Genomic DNA, 23346 nt, shown 5'->3' with positions numbered 1-23346 from the left:
TTCCTTTTTTATTTTTTTCTATATCAAACACATAAAACAGTTAATATCCATAGATAATAATTAGTATAATGAAAAAAATAACTAATTACTCACAATTAAATAAAAAATATGACTTAAATTTTAGTGACAATAACTTTGGTTTTACTTGAGAAATCTTTAAGGAACTAGTTGGCGATGATTGAGCAGAATATTTTACAACGAGGTGTTTTTATCGATTTGTACCTACCGCTAGAATGACCTTTAAAACTTGAAACTGTTTAGCTTGGGATTTATGAATTTGTTGTAACTTTACAGATACATCCGCTCAAGAAGTACGACGCTATGAAAATACACATTCTGAAACAACAATTGCTGATTTACATAATGTATGTCAATATTTAGAAGAAAAATATGGCATTCAAATTGGACCTGAGCACTCTAAGGTGACTGGGATAGTTTGAAAATTGAATAAAGAGGGCGGAGAAATAATTTTTCCTTCCAATCAACGAATAACTTTTATTGGTTATGCCAACGGTAATAGAATTTTTGGAACAGCTGTAAAAGGTTCTAGTTTTTTGTGTTCACGAACTGACGAAATAATTATGGCAGAAGAAAAAGAAACTTTGACTGATAAACAACTAATTTATAGATATGAGCGTTTACAAATGTCAATGTTTCGTAGCAATCGGATTAAAATTTCTGACAAACCCATAAAAGAACTTTCTTGAACCTTTGTTGATAAAATGACAGGACAACAAGAAACGCGCTACTTATGAAAAAGTTTTTTTGTCGCGTTCACTTGCAACCCCTATGATAAATATCACCCATTTTATGAAAAATACTGTACGCCATTTTTACCATTAAACGACAAGATAATGAATTTATTAAAAGAAACTGGTAAAGTCTGATACGAAAATGAAAAAGAATTTGAGGGTTTAGGAATTTTTGTTTTAAGACTAACATTAGACTCCACTTGAAATAAATTGCCAGAAATTTCAAGAAAAAAAGTAAACCAACTTAAAAAAGATAACCCCGATGAATATGCTATTGTAAAATATGGTTTTGAGTACTCAGACAGTGATAATACTATCTTTCCGTTTCGAAAACATTTAAAATATACACAAAAATACGATTTAAAAGATTTTTATGTTGCCACTATTGATATGTATAAATTTGATTTTTATAGTATCGGGGTTGATTGAGCAACTGGGCCAATCGATCATACTGTGCTAAAATTTTGGGGATTTCAAGAATATAAAAAAACTGAACTTTACGATCCATATTTAATATGTGAAATTGTTGTAACCCCCGAAGATAATTTTTCTGAAAATGAAAAAATTAGTTATTTTATAGAAGAAATCATGACTTTAAGAGCAAATTTTTATAATTTTGATCATGTTATTTTTAATTATGATGATAAAGCAAAAACAGCTATGGAATGAATTAAAACAAAATTAATCGAAGATTATAGTTTTAACATTCGTACCAGCACAGCCATTAAGCACACAACTCCATTAACCAAAGAAGCCGGTTTAACAGACCGCGTTATTTGAATGCGTAATTTGTTTGGATTTGGTAATTGTCATATAAATTTACAGAATAATCCTTTTACTGCCAAATGCTACGAAGAATTACGATATGATGAAAAACGCACTAATGTTCCTGACCCAAAAATGTATCTCGATCCTTATGATGCAGACTTTTATGCATTATATCCAAATAGAGTTTATATAAGAGGCAAACAAAAAGGCTATCGTTAACGATAGCCTTTTTAGCCCAAGAGGTTCTGAGTTTACACCGCAGTTAGATTCCTTCATGTAATCAACTTGTCCTAGGTCTTCCATGTATATAATACCATATTTTAAATTATTATCTTTACTACCCATTGGCAAAACCAAATTAAAAATCCAACCCCGCGTAAACATATTCAATTATTTTAATTTTTAACCAATAATTTAGAAATTGCTTTCATAAACTTATCTTTCTTATTTAACTCTACACCACTTTTAATCATTTCATCACTGTAACTAATTGTTTTTCTTTTCATTTTAATTTCCCTCCTTAAACTTAATTCACAATTATTAATATATTACCGCTTATTTTAATGTTTCTAAATATAAATCTACAAATACAACTCAGAAAAATGATGTAAGGTAACACAGACATTTTAGACCAGTAAGAATGTTCCTCTTAACAATAATTTTTTAAAGGAGGTAGGTATTTTAATTAATAAAATTAAACTAACTTTATTAATTTATTAACTTGTTCGAACAAAAACTAAATTCTATTTAAAAAGTTGTGTTGTAAATATGAAAACACTTTTTAGGTGTGCCAAAAAATGCTTTTTGGTAATTTCGAGCATTTCTCGCACCTAGTTAGCTAACATAACTTAGTTAAACATAAGAGAAATAACATAGATTTCTTAGATAGTTAACTATGGTAGCTAACTAGGAAATTGCATATAAGGAAGGATATATATTAGACTTCTTGCAAAATTAATATGATAATTATAATTTTTAAATTTAAAATAAATATAAAAGTGTTATTAAAATAATTTTTAGATTATTTTTACAAATATTTTGTCATTAAAACATAATAAAAATTATTATTTACAATAAAAAAAGACTGAAATTTTAAATTATCAAATATATTTAAACTAATAGTTGTAAATTATAAATTGAAGCTATTAAATTAAATCTTAAAGCAAATCTTTTTCTACGATTTCGATATTTTTCACTAATAATTTTAAATTTTTTAAGTATAGCAAAAACATTTTCAATAACAATTCTCATTTTTGAAATTCGCTCATTATTTTGCTTTTCTTCTTTATATTAAAGGGTTTTTCTTTGATTTTCTTTTAGGAATTAAAACATTATGATTAATTTTTTGTATGCCTTGATAACCTAAATCCACTAAAACAGTTGTTTCTGGTAAAAATTTAATTTTTGAATCTTTTAAAATTTTAAAGTCATGGTTTTTACCATAAGAAAAATCAGAACTAATAATTTTTTTACTATCTTTTTCAATTATAACTTGTGTTTTTATTGTGTGTTTTTTCTTTTTTCCTGAGTAGTGCTGTTTTTGTCTTTTTTTGGGCGTTGGATTTGGCTTTCAGTTACATCAATTATAACAGTCTTATCTTTGAAATAATCTTTTAATAGTGATTTTTGACCAGTAAGTTGTTGAAAATTAGGGTGTTTTATTAAAGTGTCTTCAATTCATTTGATATTTCTATAACAACTACTTTCACTAATATCATAACTTTTTGCAATATGAAAATAAGTTCTATATTCTCTTCAATATTCTAAAGTCATTAAAATACGATTTTCTAATGATAATTTATTGGTTCTTCCGCGACGAAATCTCTTTTTTAATTCTTCTATTTTTAAAATTTCTAGCATTTTATTAAAAGTAGTATGTTTAATACCAGTTAATCTTAAAAAATTTTTATCACTTATTTGATTATTTTTTTTAAATTTCATTTAAATTCCACCTTTTTATTAAAAACAACAATTCAATTATATTTTAAATTAATTTTGCAAGAAGTCTATTATCTTTTTACAAAAACCAAAAAATTATTGATATGAGGAGTTAATAAATAATGACTAACTTAAAAAATTTATTTTTGAATAAAAAATATATTGTTGCTGAAACAACAAATGCGATTTTACTATCAATTCCCAATAGCGGTGGTGGTTCTTGAGTTCCTAGAAAACTAGTATACCCATCAATTAAATATGCAAATCAGATGGTGATCGGTATTTTTCCAGAAAATAATTATGAAGTTATTAAGTATGATGCCAACGGTGCACAGAAAATTACAACCATTAAGGGGCAAGAAATTATTAATTTGTATGAAGAAGTTAAAATTAAAAATCGACAAAAATTTTTAGAAAATATTAAAAAATCTGAAGCTGATAAAGATATTAATTTTAATTATATTATTCCCAAATGACTAAAAGAAACTGATTTAAATTAGTTATTAAATCTTGAACAAGTACGAAATGGCTAAAAAATATTGTTATGTTATATATTCTTGCGAAACCAATGAGTTAGTCGGTGTTTATGATAGTGTTGGTGAAATTGTAGAACGCTATTATGGACTTTCGCGTAATGATCCTAATTTTAAACGAAAAGTACACTCATTAGAAACTGTAATTTATTACAAGAAAAAAGCCATTCGTCCGCGGAAATGAATTATTTATAAAGAAATAATTGAGGAAGATTAATTAATGGAAAACAAACATTTTTATTGACTTAAAGCGTTACGCCAAAAATATTCTTATAAAGAAATAATTACAGCGTTAAAAGCAATTAATTGTCAATTAAAAGAAAAATCATTGCAATGTGAGTTTAAAAGAATAGAAAATTATTGTAAGCGAAAAACTAAAAAAACTTATGATTATCAAAATTGCTGTGTGCCACAAGAAAAATGTACTCATTTTCTTTGCTGACAACACATAAGAAGAAAAATATAATATGTCTAAATCTTTATTGAGGCGTGGTTCACCGCTTCCGATTACTCAACGAAAAAATGTAGTTGTCATAAGGTAAGTATTTAGTTTATGAATTATATAATTGGTATTGACCCCGCAGGAATCGGTTCTACTGGTATTGTTCTTTGGAATTTTGAAAATTCATGCATTGAATTTAACGAAACAATAATTTCTGAAAGCGTTGAACAAGCAATTTTTAAAATTAAAAAATTATTTGATAATTTTAAAAGAATAGAAAATTTTAAGCCATTGTTTATTATTGAAAATTTTTTCTTAACTAAAGGTAGAACGATTACCAATCCTTTAGCAACCTCAGAACTTATTGGAGCAATAAGCAGTCTTTTAAGGTTTAAATATCATTGGCACTTTCTTAGACAAGAGCCTTCTAAAAAGAAAGGATTTTTTTACAAAGGAAACTTAAAACTTACCAAACACGAGCACGATGCGTGAAAGCATATTCAATACTTTTTGGGTAATGAGGTAAAACAAAATGTTAAAAGCACTAAAAACTAAAAAAGAAAATGAAGTAATTGACTATGTTAATTTTGTAAATTTGACAGTTATTTTAAAAGATATTCCCAAAATCACAGAATTTAAGCAAAAAATAGCTATTAGTAGTGTTGTTGTTAAAGTTGTTAATGTTCAAGTTAGTTGAGCGGGTCTTAATTACACAACGCTCTCTATTTATGAAGAAAAGTTGCAAAAAGAATTCTTAAAATTAAAAGAACACGATATTATTTTAATTGAGGGAAAATTACACAATCGTTATTATCCAAATAAGACCACCCACAAAACATTTTTTAGCATTGAGGTTGAAAAATTTAAAAAAATTGGAAAAAAAAGAAAAAATAAATAGCTAAAAACTCAATAATTAGAAAAACTCATTAGATAATTAGAATATCAAATGAGTTTTTTATTTGAAAAAGGAGTACACACCAAATGAAAATTAGAGATAAAAAAATCGTCTTTATTGGTGAAGACGGACAACCCGAAAAAAATGCTGATGGAACTTTTAAGGTGAAAAATTTATATCGTGGCTTCACTGAGCAAAATGACTATACTGCTAATTTTCAGGAAAAAGCAAAAAATCTGTTACAAAGAGAAACGGATGCACTAAAAAAACTTGCCGACAAAGAAAAAGAATATTTAACTTTTAAAAAAGAACAAGAAATTAATAAATTAATTCAAGATGCTAATATTGATAATCAATTTATTAATTTTGTGAAAAACTCAATTAATTTTGAAAATGATATTGAAGTAATTAAAAATGATATTAATAATTTTGTGGTCACGATGCCAAAAATTAAACACACATTAGACACAGGAGGCGTTCCAAATAAGGCTGATGATAAAAATAATAACCCTTCTAACTCAGAAGAAATAATTTTTTCATCAGATGCTTTAACCCCTCAAGAGTTAATGTTTAAAAGAAAGGAAGATAAATAATAATGGCGTTTTTTATTAATGTTGACCAATTAAGAACATTGGTTTCAAGCAAATGAAGACCCGAATTTCCACGAACAGGAAGTTTGATTCACCAACTTTTTGCAAATGAAATAGCTTTTACCGAATTTGAATATGGTGAGAAAGTAGTTATTCCACTTGCAACGGACGGAGTTATTAATAAAACATGAGACCCTAATACTGGTTCCAAATCTAACTATGCAACGAGAAAAAAAATAGAAGCTACCTTGAACAAGGTAAATGATATTCAAGAACGCATAGGGCGTTTAGAGAGTAAAGCAGTAGGTCCCAAATTCATTGAAAGTAAGATTATTCGTCTTCGCCAACAAATGGCTGAAATTTATGACAAATACGATGCTGAACAATTAGTGGCTGGTGGTACAGCAATTGCAACCGCAAAACCGATTACTAAAAACACAATTCTTGAAGAAATGGCAAAAATGCGAATTGCTGTTGTCAATTCTGAAAATGAGTGGACAAGTGGCTTCTTGCTTGCGACGGCTGATGTAGTGACCGAAGCTACTTATGCGAAATTGGTAACCTCTTCTCCTGATGGCGTGCTAGGTATGGTTAACGGAGTTGTCGGTGTTGTTAATGGTTGTATAACTATTGAAGTGCCTAAATCTCGCTTACCCGAGAATGTTAATATGATATGAGTTAATACTTTGGCATATGCGACATTTACAGGTATTGATTTGCCTATGGATGTAGGTATGTATACAGACGAAAAATATATGGGACAAGTTTATATTGCTGAACGAGAATTTTTTACTGGTAAAGTTGCTGTAGCCAAAATGGTTCATTATCACAAATCAACACCAGACAAGGATGCAGTACAAGGCCAAGGTGGTCATTAAAAAGGAAATTAGGCTATAGATATAGGTAGCTTTTTTAAGATTATGCCCATTGGAACTAATATAACTGCTTTGCAGTTGAGAGTTATTAAAACTACGCGGTTGCCCCAAAAACAAGAAAATGATTTTTTACTGGAATTATTAAAATTTGTAGGTGTGCAAGTCATTGGTATTTTATTAGCAAAATTTACTGCTGGTCTGTCGCTAAAATTTTCTCTAAGTGCTGGATTATCAAATTTAACATCCCAATTAATTGCTTCAAGTGTGCGTGTTGTAACTGATTTTACAATTAATCAAGTCTATGATATTTATAAAGAACAAAGTAATACAATAAGCACTTTACTTAATTTAACGCCAGCTATTGGTGAAATTAGTAAGATATCAAGAGCTTATAAAACAACAAAGTTTTTTAATCTAGCGAAAGAAAATAAAATTATTAATCATTTAGGAATAACAACGGCTAATAATTTAGAGCAGGTTATTTCACAAGTTCATAATAAAAAAATTATTCTTGACAAATATAAAACTTGATTTGACTATACTAAAAAACCAACTAAAGAAACTATGCTTAATCATTTAGGATTTTTGGCACGAAAACAATTTGTTAAGAATTATAAAAGTGCAAATGTAACAACATTAGGTCAACTTTTGGAAATGGAAACATTACTAAGAAAAATTAATCCTAATCTTATAACTGAAACAAGGATATTTAAAGAAAAATGAGGTAATCAATTTTTAAATCGTTACGGAACAAACATTAATGAAATTTCAAAAATGCCAACAGAAAAATGATTTAATTTAATTACCCAAATGCAAAAATCAGGAATTCGTCAAGGTACATTATTATCACTAAATACTTTACGAGCAGAAAATGTTTTTCGTTCTCAATTTCTTAAAAGATTTAATAAAATTATGGAAAAATCAAAAAAATTGAAAAAATTATCACCAACATATCAAATTCAAAAAGGTTTAAATAAAGTGTTTGAGCCTGTAAGAGAAACCATTAAAGAGATAGAATTAAAGACTAAAACCAAAATTCAAGAATATACAAATTTTAAGAACATTATTTCAAGAGTGCAAAAGAAAATAATTACCGATGGTACTTTATTACCATTAATATCTGATGTCTTTTTTGCAGTCAAAGTTAAACCAACAGGAATACTAACAGATATTGCGATTACAATTTACTACCAAAATCCTGAATATCCACCAATAGGACCAATAATTACTACTCCATTAAAATTACAACAATTAATAACTGCATCTAGTCCTTTTAAATTTTATATGTACGAAAGTGGTTGATCAATTGGTTGGGGTAAAACTAAAGGTAACATATTGTCTTTAATGCCATTTTTACCAGCAAATGTTCAAGAATTTTACATCAATAGCATAAAGTTATATCGAGTTTTAACTCCGCTTTTAAAAATAACTTATGACCGTTATAAAGAAGGAAATTTATTTAAAGTTAAAGAAAATTTAAATCAAGTTTTTAATAAAGACAACTATGTTAATTGAGCCGTTGATAGTGTTTTGGGTAAGGGAATTGTTGGACGAAATGCTAAAAACCTCATTGTTAGACCACTTATTAAAAACAAAAATATTAATTTGAAAATTAATGCTAAAAATATGATCCAAAAACAAATAACTAAAAAAATTACTACTATCAATAAAAAACTAAATCGGAAGTGATAAAAAATGCTCTCAAAAGAACTTTGACCAAATATAACCATTAATGGCTATCATACTATCAAACCACTTACTGGAACCTTAGATGCTATACCATCTAAATATAAAGATTTAAATTTTGCTAATTTTGATGATTGATTTAAAACTTTCGCTTTAAGAGCTCAAAATGATTGCAACATGTATCTTGACTTTATCTTTAACAAGTGAGAATTTACTACTTTTCCTGATGAAATTAAAGAAACCGTTATAGACATGATTTATATTTTGATTGAGCATTGAGTGTTTAACAGAGTTCCAGTTGAATTTTTTGTTGATGCAACAAATAATTTGAATACTTCTAGTACAAGTTATATTGCCTCTACTCTAGCAAATAATACTCAAGATATGATTCCACAAAGAGTTAAAGCATTAGCTAATTTTACAGAATTAAAAAATTTCTTAATTCCTTATAATGATGAAAATACAGTTGATGCTAATATGATTGATTTAGGTTTGTATTACAGTAAATTTGTTGTTGATAAGTTATTAGAAAAAGAAAAAAATGAACGATTAAAAAAACAATTAAAATTTTTTCAAAGTCGCTGTCAGGATTACACATGCCCCCAAAATCCTAATCTTAGAGGGCCTGTAACTAATTTAGTTATTGAGGAATATGCAAGTTCTGATTATGAACATGAAACAGAAACTTTAACGGTATCTTTCCCTAAACAAATTGGCACTTTACCACCAAATGCTTTACAACCTAATCCTCAAGAGGGCGATTATACGCACGCTACAACAGCTGATTTTTCTGCCAAATTACAAAAGCAACTAAATTTGATTTTTCAAAATTTTCAAAATATCCAAAAATCGTTAATTGGAGCGATTGCTTGATTTTCTCAATTAAAAAAATTGGAAGAGGGTTGACTGCCACTTTCAGAAAAGGCATACACCGTCATTCTTGCCAACGGCAGTCAATTGGTGACGCCTAGCCTTCGCGAGGGCGATTTTGTGCGACACAAAAAAGACAATCCTTTAAACGCAGAAAATGACAATGTCGGTCACCACATTCATCCGATTTATGTGGCTCCGAAATTAGACAAACCCAATTCTTCTTTTGTTTTCAAATGAAAAAAAAATTATTTTTTTTCAACAACAGGGTGAAATGTGGGCACAATGCCCCACACGCCGGAAGATTCTGACATTGTTATGCAGTCCTCACTTATTTTGGATGCTTGACCAAAAGAGGTCCCGGAAGAAATTTATTTATTTTTTTCAGCCGAAACAGAAAAAAATGAAACTGATATTTTAGAAACCCGCCCACAAAATACTAGTTTAATAGCTCATATTTATGTGGGCCTAGGGGCTAAAATTAAATAAGAGAGGAGAAAGTATCATATGAATTCAGAAACAGTAGCAAGTATTTTTACAGCAATTATTGGCGGTTTGGGTGGAACGGCTGGCATTACGGGAATAATCTCGGCTTTAAAAACAAAAAAGGAAGCGAAAAAAATGGAGCAAGAAAATAAAGAAGCGTTAAATAAAATTGATACTAAATTAATGATTATAAATAATAAGATTGATATGGTTATTGCTATCAAAAATAATAACGCTAATAAAAACGAGATTAATATTAACAAACCAAAACGAGGAGCTAAAAATAATGGCTAAAAAATTATTTTGATTGAAAATGTTAATTTACTTTTTAAACTTTATTACTCTAGGACTTGTACCTTTGGGGAAATTAATTTCTGAAAAAATTGAAATTTTAAAAAAACAAGTTGAAGAATTGGAAAGTAAATAATGCCATTACGATTTACTAAAAAATGATTTAGTGATAAAGATGATAATGTAGTAGTTAAAAAACGCGAAATTGAAAAATCAATTTTGCGAATGTATGGTTTTGCTCCTTTTGGTCATGAAGATTATTATAAATCGTATGTGTCCGACACTATGGCTAATGCATTAACTCCTAAGAAGTTGGAAATTAATATTAGTCAACAAGATTTATCACCAAAAATAATGGCATGACTTTATAAAAATGATTTTCAAAGTAAAAACTGGATTAATGAGAAACGAGCTAGCGATATTGGTATTTCAGCATTTCTAATTTTTTTAAATCAAGGAATTATGAATTTTCAACCCATACGAGTAGCAGAACGAGAATATGATGTGTTGGGAAATTTAATTCAATGTACAATTTTTTACGACGACTATAAGAAAAATAATCTTAATTTACGCATGTACGAAACTTACCAATTAGAAAACAGCAAAGTAAAAATTACGCGTGAAATTTATGAACTAAGCACCAAAAAAATTGTTGACAATAATGGCACTTCCAAATTAGAACAAACAATAATAAAAGTTAATGATTTTGAAAAACAACGCAATAATGAAAAATTAAATATTAACCAAGTTTTAGAAATTAATTACATACCAATTGCAATTTTTTCTAATTTACCAAGTGAGCGTGCTGACATCGCTGGTGTTGAAGATAAATTGAAAGCTTTAGATATTTTTTATGAACAAAGCATTCTAGATGCGATTTTAAACGCCACAAGATTTCTTATTAATACAAATTCACTTGTTGGTAATGTTCAAAAAAATGTAAATAAGATTATTGATGATTTTATTAAAAATCATGTTTTAGTCATGAATTATGATCAAGCACAAAATCCAATACCCTTTTCTACTATTAATGGTCAATTTAGAGGAAAAGAATTAACTTATTTATATGATTGAAATGTGACCGAGATTAATAAACGGATTGGAATGCATGTACCTGCAATTCATAAAGGGGCTCAACAAACTCGTCAAGAAAGTTCTGCGGTTAATATTCAAACTAACAATATGCTCGAGCAAAAATTATTATTACGAGAAGAAGCCCATGCAAACTTTATTTACTTACTACTTAAATTTGACCGCGACTTGAATGGTAACAATTTTATTTCAAAAGAACTTGAAAAAATGACAATCAAAGTCAATTTGAATGTAACGACCACAATTGGTAAAGAAATTAATAATATTGATATGAAAGGACAAGAAAATGGCGGATTGGAAGACTAAACCAAGTCAAGAAAATGAAACAAAATATCGTGATTATGCAATTGATAATACTCCACTGGACTTTGCAAATTATACCGAACAATCAGACCCTGACTTACATACAATTTATAACGAAACAAGAAAACGCGAATTATATATTTACCCTTTAAACAACCTGATTAAAAACACAAATAAACCTAATTTATACTACTTTTCTCCCAATGTTGTTAAAATTGGCTTTATTGACCCTTTAGAAGTTAAAAAAACGATTGCTTATGAAGTTAGTGACTTTAATTTAGAATTAGATGCTCGCAATGCTACTAATATTCAAGATAACAGTGTGGAGTATACTATGGTTGATGCTAAGACTATAATTTTTCAAGATGAAAGTTTATATGGCAAATTTAATCTTCATGTCGTTTCTATTGGTGAACCGGCAAACGAAAATAATTTGGATGAATTGTATATTATAAATTCTTACACCGAACGCTATGCCCCAAAATCAATTAAGGTAACCAAGGAAACGGTTTTGGTACGGGTGCAAGATTTTAAAGTTCGTGATTCTAATCCCATTATTGTCCGTATTCAAAAACAATTGCCCGAAGATACAAAGGTTAAAGCAATTACTATTAAATTTCCACGGCAAGCTTTATTTGGAAATATTAAATTAATTGGGGAAGTAAACGGCGTGGAGGGTTATCCGCGATTATTTATAGAAAATGACAAGGTTATGTTACCAATGCTATCAATGCCGATTGAAACTGAACCAAAAGTTAGAATATTGCAACAATGAATGTCTAGTCAAGTTTTAGCATGAGAAAAAGCAAAATTGTTTTTTAATGAGAAAAGTGCTTTAGATTTGATTACGGTTGGTGGCGGAACAGAATCAAGAAAAAAAGTTTTTATTGATGCAAGAGTAACATCAATGCATATTACTAGAAATACGCAAAAATATCAGCGTGTACCTCTTGGTTGTCTACCAGTGGATTTATTAAAAGAAAATATTATTTTAAATGAAACAATCACTCTACCTGGTGAAATTGGTGGGCTTGAACCCAGTTGTCTAAATTCTACCTCATATAATTTAACTAAAGATTATGATAGAGTGGAATTAGAATTTAAAGAAATTTTTAAAATTGATAGCTTACAAAAAGTATTATTAGATATGTTAAATTATACATATATATTATAGAACCAATTTTAAATATGCAGAATATTATACTGAAAAAGATGATAAACCATATGTTGGGCAACCTAAAAATGCTGTGGCTAAAATAAAAGAAGAAAAGTTTGTAGGCCAAAAACCAGAAACAGTTATTACAAACTTATTTGAGGACTGAAAATTTGAAAATCCTAAATTAGTAAATCATCCTTCTGTTAAAATATTTAAACAAATAGTCATGATGTTGTCCGAATATATTTTTTCAGATTTATCAATAAATACAGGTTTAAATGATGATTATAAAGTTTTATTACCTTATTATTTTGAATTAATTTCAGAACCAATTTTAGAAGATGGGGAATATAAATTTAAGGATGTTGAAGTAAAGTTAAAATCAGAATATTTTAATTTTGAAGTTGGTAATATAAAATTGAAAAATAAAGATATTTCACAAAATAAATTATTAAAGTTAAGTGATAATCAGTTTAATTGACTGTCACTTGTTAATAATTTAGAAGCTAATGATATTCCAAGTTTACTGCCAAAAGATATAAAATTAGCGGATGGAAATTATGGTAAAAATTTTGTTAATTGTATAGTTAAAGAACAAAAATTGAATAAAACTATGATTGTATATGGTAACGGTTTAGAAGAATTATTAAGTAATTTTGAGTGAGTAAAAGAAATAAATAAATTTGATGTTACTAATAAATGTCAGTTTATTTTAGAAAATGAAGTGGAAAAATTTAAGTGTTTAGAAATTAGTGCTATTTTTGGAAATGGACAATATGATTTTGAAATAGAAACAACTTATGAATTAATAAATATTCAACAAATTAATTTGTTTAACGAAAAATCTAGTTCATATTCATTAATAGAAATTTAAAGATAATAAAAAAGTTAAAAGAAGTTAATCTGTTTAGATTAACTTCTTTTAACTTTTTGGTCTAATTTTTCCATCTCCTGAATTTACTGTAGATCAATTATCTATTCTATATAGTGCAATGCTTCCTAAAATTATTGATATTACTATTCCTATAATCACAAATAACCCCCCCCCATATTTTTATTTTTCCTTTATTTTTTTGTTCTTGCATTTAATTAACTCCTCCAAAAATAAATTTAATTAATCGGGACTAAAAAGAGACCTTTTTTGGGTCTCTTTGTTTTGTTTTTGAAATTTAATGTAGGCTGGTCGGGTTGCTTCCACAAACGAAGCGTCAATATACTAGAATTTTATTAAGCTTACAAAAAATCTCGGCACCGCTTTTCAACCTGTTAGGGGTCCGCGTTTAGCAGGACCTTGGGGACCCTGACTTTATTGAAAGAACTTCCGTAATTTTTTTAATTTAATAAACAACTAGATTATACACGCAGATTTTGTGAAAGTCAACCCTCCCAGACTCACTCAATCTTGCTTTTAAACATAAAAAAAGTTATAATGAAAATAACTTATAGTCATGACTGTAAAGAGTTCATAAGTTGAAATACTTATGTCCTGAAAAGGGTGGCCGTAGGGCCCATTTATTTTAAGTTTAGAATTGATTTAACGGTAGATGTTAAAAAACAAAAAAGATTCAAAAAGTCGGTACTCTAAAATAATAACTTTTTAAATGTTGCTAAATAAAATAAAGGAGATTTATGTGACTATTATTTGTACAGAAATAGAACATATTTTTTTACTAGAACATTTTAAAGATTATAATGTAGAGAATTTCGGAGAATATTTAAAACAAATTTACTTGCCACATGAAGACGCATATATTAAATTGCATTCTGGCAAAAAAGGTAGAAAGGTGGAAATAACTTCAAAAAATAATAAAAATATACAAAAAATTTTTGAACAAATTATTTCATTATTAAGTAATAAAAAATGTTTTTTTGCAATGGAATATATTGAAAGTAATAATGAAATTTACTTTTCTATAAAAAAGTATTTGTTTAACAAGAAAAGAATAAGAACAATAAGAATTGATGAAGAACCTTATTCGGGTTTAAAAGATAATCAACTGGAAGAAGAAATGGATCAAGCAGATTTAGCAATTGTAAATACAAGTTATAATAATATAAATGTTATTTATGAATTAGGGTATTTAACCTCTAAGATTAGGTAAAGATAAAATTATAATAATAAGTGATAATAAATTTTCAGATGAGCACGCTTATACATGTACAGGAGGGGATTGTTGTAAATATAAAAGCAAAAAATTTAATTTTCGTCAAAGGAGTACAATATTTTTAGATAGTCCTGATTTTTTAATAGAAATAGAAAAGCAAATTGATAAAATGATTTCAGATGGTAAAATATAAACGATTGAAGGTGGTTGAAATGAAATTAGGTAAACAAAATATTTTTTCAATAGCAAAGTATATAACTAAAAAATATAATATTAATAGTTCTATTAAATTACAAAAATTGATGTATTTTTCTTACATATATTTTTACAAAAAAACTGGTTTATTGTTGTTTGATGAAAAATTTGAAGCATGAGTATATGGTCCAGTTTTAAGAGAAATTTATTATCATACAAGAGATTACGGTTTATTTTTTAATTATTTTCCGTCTTCAGAAATAAAGTTTAGAGATAATAAAATTGTTGAAATAAAAACATCTAAAAAAATAATTCCTGATTTAAAAAATGAAACTGTTTGTAAATTAATTGATGAAGCTTTAATTGATTATTCAAAATTGTCAGCTATGCTTCTTGTAGCAGAAGCACATAAATCTGAATATTGAATAAAAGCAAGAAACGGACTTGATATTAGTTTGCCAAGTGATCGGGATATAATAATTAATTAGTATTTTTTCCACGAATAAACTGTCTTACAGCATATAACGCATAAAAATCTGCATCATAAGGATCAAGATACATTTTTGGGTCAGGAACATTAGTGCGTTTTTCATCATATCTTAATTCCTCGTAGCATTTGGCAGTAAAAGGATTATTCTGTAAATTTATATGACAATTACCAAATCCAAACAAATTTACGCATTCAAATAACGCGGTCTGTTAAACCAGCTTCTTTGGTTAATGGTGTTGTGTGCTTAATGGCTGTGCTGGTACGAATGTTAAAACTATAATCTTCGATTAATTTTGTTTTAATTCATTCCATAGCGGTTTTTGCCTTATCATCATAATTAAAAATAACATCAGCAAAATTATAAAAATTTGCTCTTAAAGTCATGATTTCTTCTACAAGATAACTAATTTTTTCATTTTCAGAAAAATTATCTTCAGGTGTTACAACAATCTCACATATTAAATATGAATCGTAAAGTTCAGTTTTTTTATATTCTTGAAATCCCCAAAACTTTAGCACAGTATGATCGATTGGTCCAGTTGCTCAATCAATCCCGATACTATAAAAATCAAATTTATACATATCAATAGTGGCAACATAAAAATCTTTTAAATCATATTTTTGTGTATATTTTAAATGTTTTCGAAACGGAAAGATAGTACTATCACTGTCTGAGTACTCAAAACCATATTTTACAATAGCATATTCATCGGGGTTATCTTTTTTAAGTTGGTTTACTTTTTTTCTTGAAATTTCTGGTAATTTATTTCAAGTGGAGTCTAATGTTAGTCTTAAAACAAAAATTCCTAAACCCTCAAATTCTTTTTCATTTTCGTATCAAACTTTACCAGTTTCTTTTAATAAATTCATTATCTTGTCGTTTAATGGTAAAAATGGCGTACAGTATTTTTCATAAAATGGGTGATATTTATCATAGGGGTTGCAAGTGAAGGCGACAAAAAAACTTTTTCATAAGTAGCGCGTTTCTTGTTGTCCTGTCATTTTATCAACAAAGGTTCAAGAAAGTTCTTTTATGGGTTTGTCAGAAACTTTAATCCGATTGCTACGAAACATTGACATTTGTAAACGCTCATATCTATAAATTAATTGTTTATCACTCAAAGTTTCTTTTTCTTCTGCCATAATTATTTCGTCAGTTCGTGAACACAAAAAACTAGAACCTTTTACAGCTGTTCCAAAAATTCTATTACCGTTGGCATAACCAATAAAAGTTATTCGTTGATTGGAAGGAAAAATTATTTCTCCGCCCTCTTTATTCAATTTTCAAACTATCCCAGTCACCGTAGAGTGCTCAGGTCCAATTTGAACGCCATACTTTTCTTCTAAATATTGACATAAATTATGTAAATCAGCAATTGTTGTTTCAGGATGTGTATTTTCATAGCGTCGTACTTCTTGAGCGGATGTATCTGTAAAGTTACAACAAATTCATAAATCCCAAGCTAAACAGTTTCAAGTTTTAAAGGTCATTCTAGCGGTAGGTACAAATCGATAAAAACACCTCGTTGTAAAATATTCTGCTCAATCATCGCCAACTAGTTCCTTAAAGATTTCTCATGTAAAACCAAAATTATTGTCGCTAAAATTTAAGTCATATTTTTTATTTAATTGTGAGTAATTAGTTATTTTTTTCATTATACTAATTATTATCTATGGATATTAACTGTTTTATGTGTTTGATATAGAAAAAAATAAAAAAGGAAATAGAAAATGAAGTATATTGTATCTAAAAATGATTTAGCAGATTTAAAAGCTAAATTACAATCTTGAATGACTACGATTTATCATGAAAAATATTATTATAAAGTAAAAAAATGAGTAAGTAAATATCTCAATTTATGTACCAACTTATATATGAATAATACAGATAACATATCTGTAAATAAATTGATTAAAAAATATTTTCGTGGTAGTAAAATGACATTTTATATTTGAGCTAAAAAAATTATTAATGGTTATTATCAAGACAACTTTTATGAATTGCAATTCAAATCAACAACACCAAAAAATATTAAATATCAATTTTCATTAGAAACCAGAAAACAAATTTGTGATTATTACTTTGATTACAAATTTGTAGGTGCGGGCGGTGTATTATCGCTTTATCATAATATTCATCAAAAAAATGTGCATGATATCGATACAAATAATGTCCCCAAATCAATTAATACTTTTTATCGTTGAATTAAACAAGACAAACGCTATGGAGAAATAAAAACGCAAATGAAAAAAGCAAAACGCCATTTTAAGCGTTATGAAGTTTCCGAGATTGGTCTTTTACAAATGGATGCTAAAGTGTTTACTGATAAAAATTTTCCTATTGCTAAGTATAGATTATATGTTTATGATTTCATTGACGAAATAACAAGAATTGCTTTTGGATATGTGTATGATAGTTTAGGAACCAATAATGCCATTAATGCCATGCAAAGAGCAATGAAAGATTTTGGCGAACTTGGCATAACAATTAAACGCATTCGCACTGATAATGCTCCGGAATTCACTACTACTAATTGAAGTAATAAAAAAGCATACAAAGTAAAAGAAAGGCCTTTTACAACCTTTCTTTCAAAAAATGGAATTATCCATGAAACCACACCAATCCGTTCTCCTCAGAGCAACGGAAAGATTGAACGGTTTCACCGTAATTATAATAGTTTATTTTGGTTTAAAAAATGTGGTTTTGAAATAAAATTTGATGTTAAACAATTACAAATTCATTTGAATGAGTGGTACGCATTTTATAATTTCAAACGAAAACATAAAAGCTTGAATTACAAAACTCCATTTGAAACTTTAAATAAATTTATTATTGCAAAATAATTATTTAAAAAATAATAGAAACTCTTGAAAAATGTTTTAATTTGGTTAAATTTTGAATTAAATATTTTTTATTGTGAATAAAATTAATTTTTTTAATTTTAATAATACAAAATATGGTATGATGAAATCAATTAAGAGAAGCATAGTCTAATAACTGTGTGTGATTTACAACTCAGAAAAATGATCTATTGCAATCTTATATTCTTTTTTATAAAAATTAATATAATCTCTAACATCCATTTTATCGCCGTTAATATTTTTTTCACTTTTTTGAAATGTTTCCTTTCAGCATTGATCATAATGGGCTATTTCAAATAGTTCATCAAGGTCTGCATCTTCAAAAAATAAATAAATATTATCAATAAAACTTTTAATTTCTTTACTTAAATTAATTTCACTTTTTGTATTAAAAATTAAAGATCTATTATGTTGTTTACGAATACTTCTAATAACAGGTCCACTGTTATATGCCACTTCTTCATTTACACTAAATAAAGGTTTATTCTTAATTAATAAATGAAAAACTTGTGATAAATGAAGCAAATTATGAAGCATAAATTCCCCCTTATACATTTCGAAGTCATTTTTTAAAAAAAGCTGTTTTGAGTTAAATAAAGCTGGATTTTTACAAACTAAATATTTCGCCATATTCATAACATTATTATTTTCCATGATTAAGACACCCCCCCTATCATTATTAACTTAATTATACACTATTTTTTAAAAAGTAAGATTCTGGGAGGGTTGACTTTCACAAAATCTGCGTGTATAATCTAGTTGTTTATTAAAATTAAAAAAATTACGGAAGTTCTTTCAATAAAGTCAGGGTCCCCAAGGTCCTGCTAAACGCGGACCCCTAACAGGTTGAAAAGCGGTGCCGAGATTTTTTGTAAGCTTAATAAAATGCTAGTATATTGACGCTTCGTTTGTGAAAGCAACCCGACCAGCCGACATTAAATTTCAAAAACAAAACAAGAGAGACCCAGAAAGGTCTCTTTTTAGTCCCAATTAATTAAATTTATTTTTGGAGGAGTTATTAAATGCAAGAACAAAAAAATAAAAGAAAAATAAAAATATGGGGGGGGGTATTTGTGATTACAGGAATAGTAATATCAATAATTTTAGGAAGCATTGCACTATATAGAATAGATAATTGAACCGACGGTGCTGGTTATAACTTAAAATCTAAAAAGAGGTAGTGAAAGAAGAAAAAAGACGATAATTATCGTCTTTTTTCTTCTTTTGTAAACAAAATATGCACTTCGTATAAATATTGGAGATTCGTTTATATTATGTGTGTAAGGTAACCATTTTAAACCAGTAAGATCAAACTTAAATTTCTAATACTGAATATGAACTCAATTTATCATTAAATATATCAATATTATTAATTTTAATTAATTTATCATCAGTTTCAATTTCAAAACTATATTTTCCTTTACCAAAAATTGCTGAAACTTCTAATCGTTTAAAAGTTTTTATTTCATCTTCTAAAGTAAATTTACAACTATTAATGTTATCAAATTTATTTGTTTCGTTCATTCACTCAAAATTACTTAACAATTTCTTTAAGCTACTACCATAAATTTTCATTACTAAATTTAAATTATTTTTATCAATAATAAAATTAACAAAATTCTTTCCATAATTGCCATCTGCTAACTTAATATCTTTTGGCAATAAACTAGGGATGTCGTTTGGTTCCAAATTATTAATTAATGGCAGTCAATTAAACTGGTTACTATTCAATTTAAATAATTGATTTTGCGAAATATCATTATTAATTAATTTAATTTGGTTATTATGAAAATCAAAATATTCTGATTTTAAAACAACTTCTACATCTTTAAATTTATAATATCCATCCTCATCCAATGGAACTGAAATGAGCTCAAAATAATAAGGCAATAATAATTTATAATCGTCATTTAAACCCATATTAATAGATAATTCTGAAAAAATATATTCAGAAAGCATCATAATAATTTGTTTAAAAATTTGTACTGATGGATGTTTTAATAATTTTGGATTTTCAAATTTTCAATCTTCAAATAAGTTTGTAATAACTATTTCTGGTTTTTGACCAACAAATTTTTCTTCTTTTAATTTAGCCACAGCATTTTTTGGTTGACCGTATAAAAATTGTTTATCTTCATCGGAATAATATTTAGCGTGTTTAAAATTAGAACGATAGTTATAAGTATAATCTAACATGTCTAATAATACTTTTTGTAAGCTGTCAATCCTAAATATTTCCTTAAATTCTAACTCCACTCTATCATAATTCTTGGTTAAATTATATGAGGTAGCGTCTAGACAACTTGGCTTAAGTCCGCCGATAGCACCAGGTAGAGTGATTGTTTCATTTAAAATAATATTTTCTTTTAATAAATCCACTGGTAGGCAACCAACAGGTACACTCTGATATTTTTGTGTATTTCTAGTAATATGCATTGATGTTACTCTTGCATCAATAAAAACTTTTTTTCTTGATTCTGTTCCGCCACCAACCGTAATCAAATCTAAAGCACTTTTCTCATTAAAAAACAATTTTGCTTTTTCTCATGCTAAAACTTGACTAGACATTCATTGTTGCAATATTCTAACTTTTGGTTCAGTTTCAATCGGCATTGATAGCATTGGTAACATAACCTTGTCATTTTCTATAAATAATCGCGGATAACCCTCCACGCCGTTTACTTCCCCAATTAATTTAATATTTCCAAATAAAGCTTGCCGTGGAAATTTAATAGTAATTGCTTTAACCTTTGTATCTTCGGGCAATTGTTTTTGAATACGGACAATAATGGGATTAGAACCACGAACTTTAAAATCTTGCACCCGTACCAAAACCGTTTCCTTGGTTACCTTAATTGATTTTGGGGCATGGCGTTCAGTATAAGAATTTATAATATACAATTCATCCAAATTATTTTCGTTTGCCGGTTCACCAATAGAAACAACATGAAGATTAAATTTGCCGTATAAACTTTCATCTTGAAAAATTATAGTCTTGGCATCGACCATAGTATATTCAACACTATTATCTTGAATATTAGTAGCATTGCGAGCATCTAATTCTAAATTAAAGTCACTAACTTCATAAGCAATCGTTTTTTTAACTTCTAACGGGTCAATAAAGCCAATTTTAACAACATTGGGAGAAAAGTATAAATTAGGGGTTTATTTGTGTTTTTAATCAGGTTATTTAAAGGGTAAATATATAATTCGCGTTTTCTTGTTTCGTTATAAATTGTATGCAAGTCAGGGTCTGATTGTTCGGTGTAATTTGCAAAGTCCAGTGGAGTATTATCAATTGCATAATCACGATATTTTGTTTCATTTTCTTGACTTGGTTTAGTCTTCCAATCCGCCATTTTCTTGTCCTTTCATATCAATATTATTAATTTCTTTACCAATTGTGGTCGTTACATTCAAATTGACTTTGATTGTCATTTTTTCAAGTTCTTTTGAAATAAAACTGTTACCATTCAAGTCGCGGTCAAATTTAAGTAGTAAGTAAATAAAGTTTGCATGGGCTTCTTCTCGTAATAATAATTTTTGCTCGAGCATATTGTTAGTTTGAATATTAACCGCAGAACTTTCTTGACGAGTTTGTTGAGCCCCTTTATGAATTGCAGGTACATGCATTCCAATCCGTTTATTAATCTCGGTCACATTTCAATCATATAAATAAGTTAATTCTTTTCCTCTAAATTGACCATTAATAGTAGAAAAGGGTATTGGATTTTGTGCTTGATCATAATTCATGACTAAAACATGATTTTTAATAAAATCATCAATAATCTTATTTACATTTTTTTGAACATTACCAACAAGTGAATTTGTATTAATAAGAAATCTTGTGGCGTTTAAAATCGCATCTAGAATGCTTTGTTCATAAAAAATATCTAAAGCTTTCAATTTATCTTCAACACCAGCGATGTCAGCACGCTCACTTGGTAAATTAGAAAAAATTGCAATTGGTATGTAATTAATTTCTAAAACTTGGTTAATATTTAATTTTTCATTATTGCGTTGTTTTTCAAAATCATTAACTTTTATTATTGTTTGTTCTAATTTGGAAGTGCCATTATTGTCAACAATTTTTTTGGTGCTTAGTTCATAAATTTCACGCGTAATTTTTACTTTGCTGTTTTCTAATTGGTAAGTTTCGTACATGCGTAAATTAAGATTATTTTTCTTATAGTCGTCGTAAAAAATTGTACATTGAATTAAATTTCCCAACACATCATATTCTCGCTCTGCTACTCGTATGGGTTGAAAATTCATAATTCCTTGATTTAAAAAAATTAGAAATGCTGAAATACCAATATCGCTAGCTCGTTTCTCATTAATCCAGTTTTTACTTTGAAAATCATTTTTATAAAGTCATGCCATTATTTTTGGTGATAAATCTTGTTGACTAATATTAATTTCCAACTTCTTAGGAGTTAATGCATTAGCCATAGTGTCGGACACATACGATTTATAATAATCTTCATGACCAAAAGGAGCAAAACCATACATTCGCAAAATTGATTTTTCAATTTCGCGTTTTTTAACTACTACATTATCATCTTTATCACTAAATCATTTTTTAGTAAATCGTAATGGCATTATTTACTTTCCAATTCTTCAACTTGTTTTTTTAAAATTTCAATTTTTTCAGAAATTAATTTCCCCAAAGGTACAAGTCCTAGAGTAATAAAGTTTAAAAAGTAAATTAACATTTTCAATCAAAATAATTTTTTAGCCATTATTTTTAGCTCCTCGTTTTGGTTTGTTAATATTAATCTCGTTTTTATTAGCGTTATTATTTTTGATAGCAATAACCATATCAATCTTATTATTTATAATCATTAATTTAGTATCAATTTTATTTAACGCTTCTTTATTTTCTTGCTCCATTTTTTTCGCCTCCTTTTTTGTTTTTAAAGCCGAGATTATTCCCGTAATGCCAGCCGTTCCACCCAAACCGCCAATAATTGCTGTAAAAATACTTGCTACTGTTTCTGAATTCATATGATACTTT

General features: G+C 27.8%; 29 protein-coding genes and 1 pseudogene. 19 read left to right on the top strand and 11 right to left on the bottom strand.

Translation table 4 applies throughout. The annotated features are described in order from the left end of the window. Positions 1-68 precede the first annotated feature (68 nt). Positions 69-1739 carry a hypothetical protein gene (locus tag AAHM82_RS10790; RefSeq protein WP_342263930.1) on the top strand — a complete coding sequence of 557 codons (1671 nt, stop codon included), beginning with the start codon at positions 69-71 and terminating at the stop codon, positions 1737-1739. A gap of 891 nt (positions 1740-2630) precedes the next feature. Here the strand turns inward: AAHM82_RS10790 and AAHM82_RS14705 are convergent. The 3 genes and pseudogenes from AAHM82_RS14705 to AAHM82_RS14695 form a co-directional block, all read right to left on the bottom strand. After that, positions 2631-2792, bottom strand: a pseudogene (locus AAHM82_RS14705) (transposase); the annotation flags it as partial. 13 nt (positions 2793-2805) lie between these two features. After that, the gene (locus AAHM82_RS14700) at positions 2806-3024 is read right to left on the bottom strand and encodes a hypothetical protein (RefSeq protein ID WP_425289031.1); all 219 of its coding nucleotides are present in this window, start codon (positions 3022-3024) and stop codon (positions 2806-2808) included. Further along, positions 3021-3461, bottom strand: coding sequence for a transposase family protein (locus AAHM82_RS14695; RefSeq protein ID WP_342263396.1), 441 nt, complete (start codon positions 3459-3461; stop codon positions 3021-3023). Before AAHM82_RS14695 ends, AAHM82_RS14700 begins: the two co-directional genes overlap by 4 nt. A 119-nt stretch (positions 3462-3580) precedes the next feature. On the opposite strand from AAHM82_RS14695, the gene AAHM82_RS10780 reads away from it, so the two are divergent. The 16 genes from AAHM82_RS10780 (at position 3581) to AAHM82_RS10705 (ending at position 15465) form a co-directional block, all read left to right on the top strand. After that, entirely contained in the window at positions 3581-3958 is a 378-nt protein-coding gene (locus tag AAHM82_RS10780) for a hypothetical protein (protein ID WP_342263929.1), read from the top strand. Between the two features lie 25 nt (positions 3959-3983). Continuing rightward, positions 3984-4208: a hypothetical protein gene (locus AAHM82_RS10775; protein ID WP_342263336.1), complete on the top strand. Its 225-nt coding sequence runs from the start codon at positions 3984-3986 to the stop codon at positions 4206-4208. Between the two features lie 3 nt (positions 4209-4211). Beyond that, positions 4212-4457 carry a hypothetical protein gene (locus tag AAHM82_RS10770; protein WP_342263335.1) on the top strand — a complete coding sequence of 82 codons (246 nt, stop codon included), beginning with the start codon at positions 4212-4214 and terminating at the stop codon, positions 4455-4457. An 87-nt stretch (positions 4458-4544) separates the two neighbouring features. After that, positions 4545-4988, top strand: coding sequence for a hypothetical protein (locus AAHM82_RS10765; protein WP_342263483.1), 444 nt, complete (start codon positions 4545-4547; stop codon positions 4986-4988). After that, on the top strand, positions 4966-5331 hold the full coding sequence (locus AAHM82_RS10760) for a hypothetical protein (protein WP_342263928.1): 366 nt from the start codon (positions 4966-4968) through the stop codon (positions 5329-5331). The genes AAHM82_RS10765 and AAHM82_RS10760 overlap by 23 nt, the downstream gene beginning before the upstream one ends. Before the next feature lie 83 nt (positions 5332-5414). After that, the gene (locus AAHM82_RS10755; RefSeq protein WP_342263927.1) at positions 5415-5921 is read left to right on the top strand and encodes a hypothetical protein; all 507 of its coding nucleotides are present in this window, start codon (positions 5415-5417) and stop codon (positions 5919-5921) included. A 245-nt stretch (positions 5922-6166) separates the two neighbouring features. Then, the gene (locus AAHM82_RS10750) at positions 6167-6796 is read left to right on the top strand and encodes a hypothetical protein (protein WP_342263926.1); all 630 of its coding nucleotides are present in this window, start codon (positions 6167-6169) and stop codon (positions 6794-6796) included. Positions 6797-6838: 42 nt separating this feature from the next. Then, positions 6839-8485: a hypothetical protein gene (locus tag AAHM82_RS10745; RefSeq protein ID WP_342263925.1), complete on the top strand. Its 1647-nt coding sequence runs from the start codon at positions 6839-6841 to the stop codon at positions 8483-8485. A 3-nt stretch (positions 8486-8488) separates the two neighbouring features. Beyond that, positions 8489-9838 carry a hypothetical protein gene (locus tag AAHM82_RS10740; RefSeq protein ID WP_342263924.1) on the top strand — a complete coding sequence of 450 codons (1350 nt, stop codon included), beginning with the start codon at positions 8489-8491 and terminating at the stop codon, positions 9836-9838. 18 nt (positions 9839-9856) lie between these two features. After that, positions 9857-10129 (top strand): hypothetical protein, encoded by a 273-nt coding sequence (locus tag AAHM82_RS10735; RefSeq protein WP_342262364.1) that lies wholly within the window; start codon positions 9857-9859, stop codon positions 10127-10129. Beyond that, complete coding sequence (locus AAHM82_RS10730; protein ID WP_342262365.1) at positions 10122-10262, top strand: hypothetical protein; 141 nt, start codon at positions 10122-10124, stop codon at positions 10260-10262. The genes AAHM82_RS10735 and AAHM82_RS10730 overlap by 8 nt, the downstream gene beginning before the upstream one ends. Beyond that, the gene (locus AAHM82_RS10725) at positions 10262-11524 is read left to right on the top strand and encodes a hypothetical protein (protein WP_342263923.1); all 1263 of its coding nucleotides are present in this window, start codon (positions 10262-10264) and stop codon (positions 11522-11524) included. The genes AAHM82_RS10730 and AAHM82_RS10725 overlap by 1 nt, the downstream gene beginning before the upstream one ends. Further along, positions 11505-12695 carry a hypothetical protein gene (locus AAHM82_RS10720; protein WP_342263922.1) on the top strand — a complete coding sequence of 397 codons (1191 nt, stop codon included), beginning with the start codon at positions 11505-11507 and terminating at the stop codon, positions 12693-12695. Before AAHM82_RS10725 ends, AAHM82_RS10720 begins: the two co-directional genes overlap by 20 nt. A gap of 73 nt (positions 12696-12768) precedes the next feature. Beyond that, the gene (locus AAHM82_RS10715) at positions 12769-13551 is read left to right on the top strand and encodes a hypothetical protein (protein WP_342263921.1); all 783 of its coding nucleotides are present in this window, start codon (positions 12769-12771) and stop codon (positions 13549-13551) included. 757 nt (positions 13552-14308) lie between these two features. Further along, entirely contained in the window at positions 14309-14779 is a 471-nt protein-coding gene (locus AAHM82_RS10710; RefSeq protein ID WP_342263920.1) for a hypothetical protein, read from the top strand. Between the two features lie 215 nt (positions 14780-14994). After that, positions 14995-15465: a Panacea domain-containing protein gene (locus AAHM82_RS10705; RefSeq protein ID WP_342263919.1), complete on the top strand. Its 471-nt coding sequence runs from the start codon at positions 14995-14997 to the stop codon at positions 15463-15465. Here AAHM82_RS10705 and AAHM82_RS10700 read toward each other — a convergent pair. Further along, entirely contained in the window at positions 15458-15649 is a 192-nt protein-coding gene (locus AAHM82_RS10700; protein WP_342263918.1) for a hypothetical protein, read from the bottom strand. The two genes, AAHM82_RS10705 and AAHM82_RS10700, sit on opposite strands and share 8 nt — an antisense overlap. Beyond that, entirely contained in the window at positions 15633-17123 is a 1491-nt protein-coding gene (locus AAHM82_RS10695) for a hypothetical protein (RefSeq protein WP_342263917.1), read from the bottom strand. Before AAHM82_RS10695 ends, AAHM82_RS10700 begins: the two co-directional genes overlap by 17 nt. Before the next feature lie 75 nt (positions 17124-17198). Between AAHM82_RS10695 and AAHM82_RS10690 the strand changes: the two genes are divergently transcribed. Then, entirely contained in the window at positions 17199-18311 is a 1113-nt protein-coding gene (locus AAHM82_RS10690; RefSeq protein WP_342263916.1) for an integrase core domain-containing protein, read from the top strand. 165 nt (positions 18312-18476) lie between these two features. Here the strand turns inward: AAHM82_RS10690 and AAHM82_RS10685 are convergent, their stop codons facing one another. Beyond that, on the bottom strand, positions 18477-18983 hold the full coding sequence (locus tag AAHM82_RS10685) for a hypothetical protein (RefSeq protein ID WP_342263915.1): 507 nt from the start codon (positions 18981-18983) through the stop codon (positions 18477-18479). Positions 18984-19351: 368 nt separating this feature from the next. Between AAHM82_RS10685 and AAHM82_RS10680 the strand changes: the two genes are divergently transcribed. Beyond that, on the top strand, positions 19352-19510 hold the full coding sequence (locus AAHM82_RS10680; RefSeq protein WP_342263914.1) for a hypothetical protein: 159 nt from the start codon (positions 19352-19354) through the stop codon (positions 19508-19510). Positions 19511-19643: 133 nt separating this feature from the next. Here the strand turns inward: AAHM82_RS10680 and AAHM82_RS10675 are convergent, their stop codons facing one another. The 5 genes from AAHM82_RS10675 to AAHM82_RS10655 all read right to left on the bottom strand — a co-directional run bounded on the left by AAHM82_RS10675 (position 19644) and on the right by AAHM82_RS10655 (position 23336). After that, positions 19644-21338: a hypothetical protein gene (locus tag AAHM82_RS10675; RefSeq protein ID WP_342263913.1), complete on the bottom strand. Its 1695-nt coding sequence runs from the start codon at positions 21336-21338 to the stop codon at positions 19644-19646. A 98-nt stretch (positions 21339-21436) separates the two neighbouring features. Then, positions 21437-21688 carry a hypothetical protein gene (locus AAHM82_RS10670; RefSeq protein ID WP_342263912.1) on the bottom strand — a complete coding sequence of 84 codons (252 nt, stop codon included), beginning with the start codon at positions 21686-21688 and terminating at the stop codon, positions 21437-21439. After that, a complete protein-coding gene (locus tag AAHM82_RS10665; RefSeq protein ID WP_342263911.1) occupies positions 21669-22931 on the bottom strand; it encodes a hypothetical protein in 1263 nt (420 codons plus the stop codon). Before AAHM82_RS10665 ends, AAHM82_RS10670 begins: the two co-directional genes overlap by 20 nt. Continuing rightward, positions 22931-23071, bottom strand: a complete 141-nt coding sequence (locus tag AAHM82_RS10660; protein WP_342262365.1) for a hypothetical protein — start codon at positions 23069-23071, stop codon at positions 22931-22933. The genes AAHM82_RS10665 and AAHM82_RS10660 overlap by 1 nt, the downstream gene beginning before the upstream one ends. Further along, positions 23064-23336 (bottom strand): hypothetical protein, encoded by a 273-nt coding sequence (locus AAHM82_RS10655; RefSeq protein ID WP_342262364.1) that lies wholly within the window; start codon positions 23334-23336, stop codon positions 23064-23066. Before AAHM82_RS10655 ends, AAHM82_RS10660 begins: the two co-directional genes overlap by 8 nt. Positions 23337-23346: the final 10 nt, after the last annotated feature.

It is taken from the genome of Spiroplasma endosymbiont of Clivina fossor, assembly GCF_964031115.1.
In the GTDB taxonomy this organism is placed as follows: Bacteria; Bacillota_I; Bacilli_A; order Mycoplasmatales; family Nriv7; genus Nriv7.
Note: the sequence above shows the minus strand (reverse complement) of the source record. Positions and strands in the feature narration are given on the sequence as shown.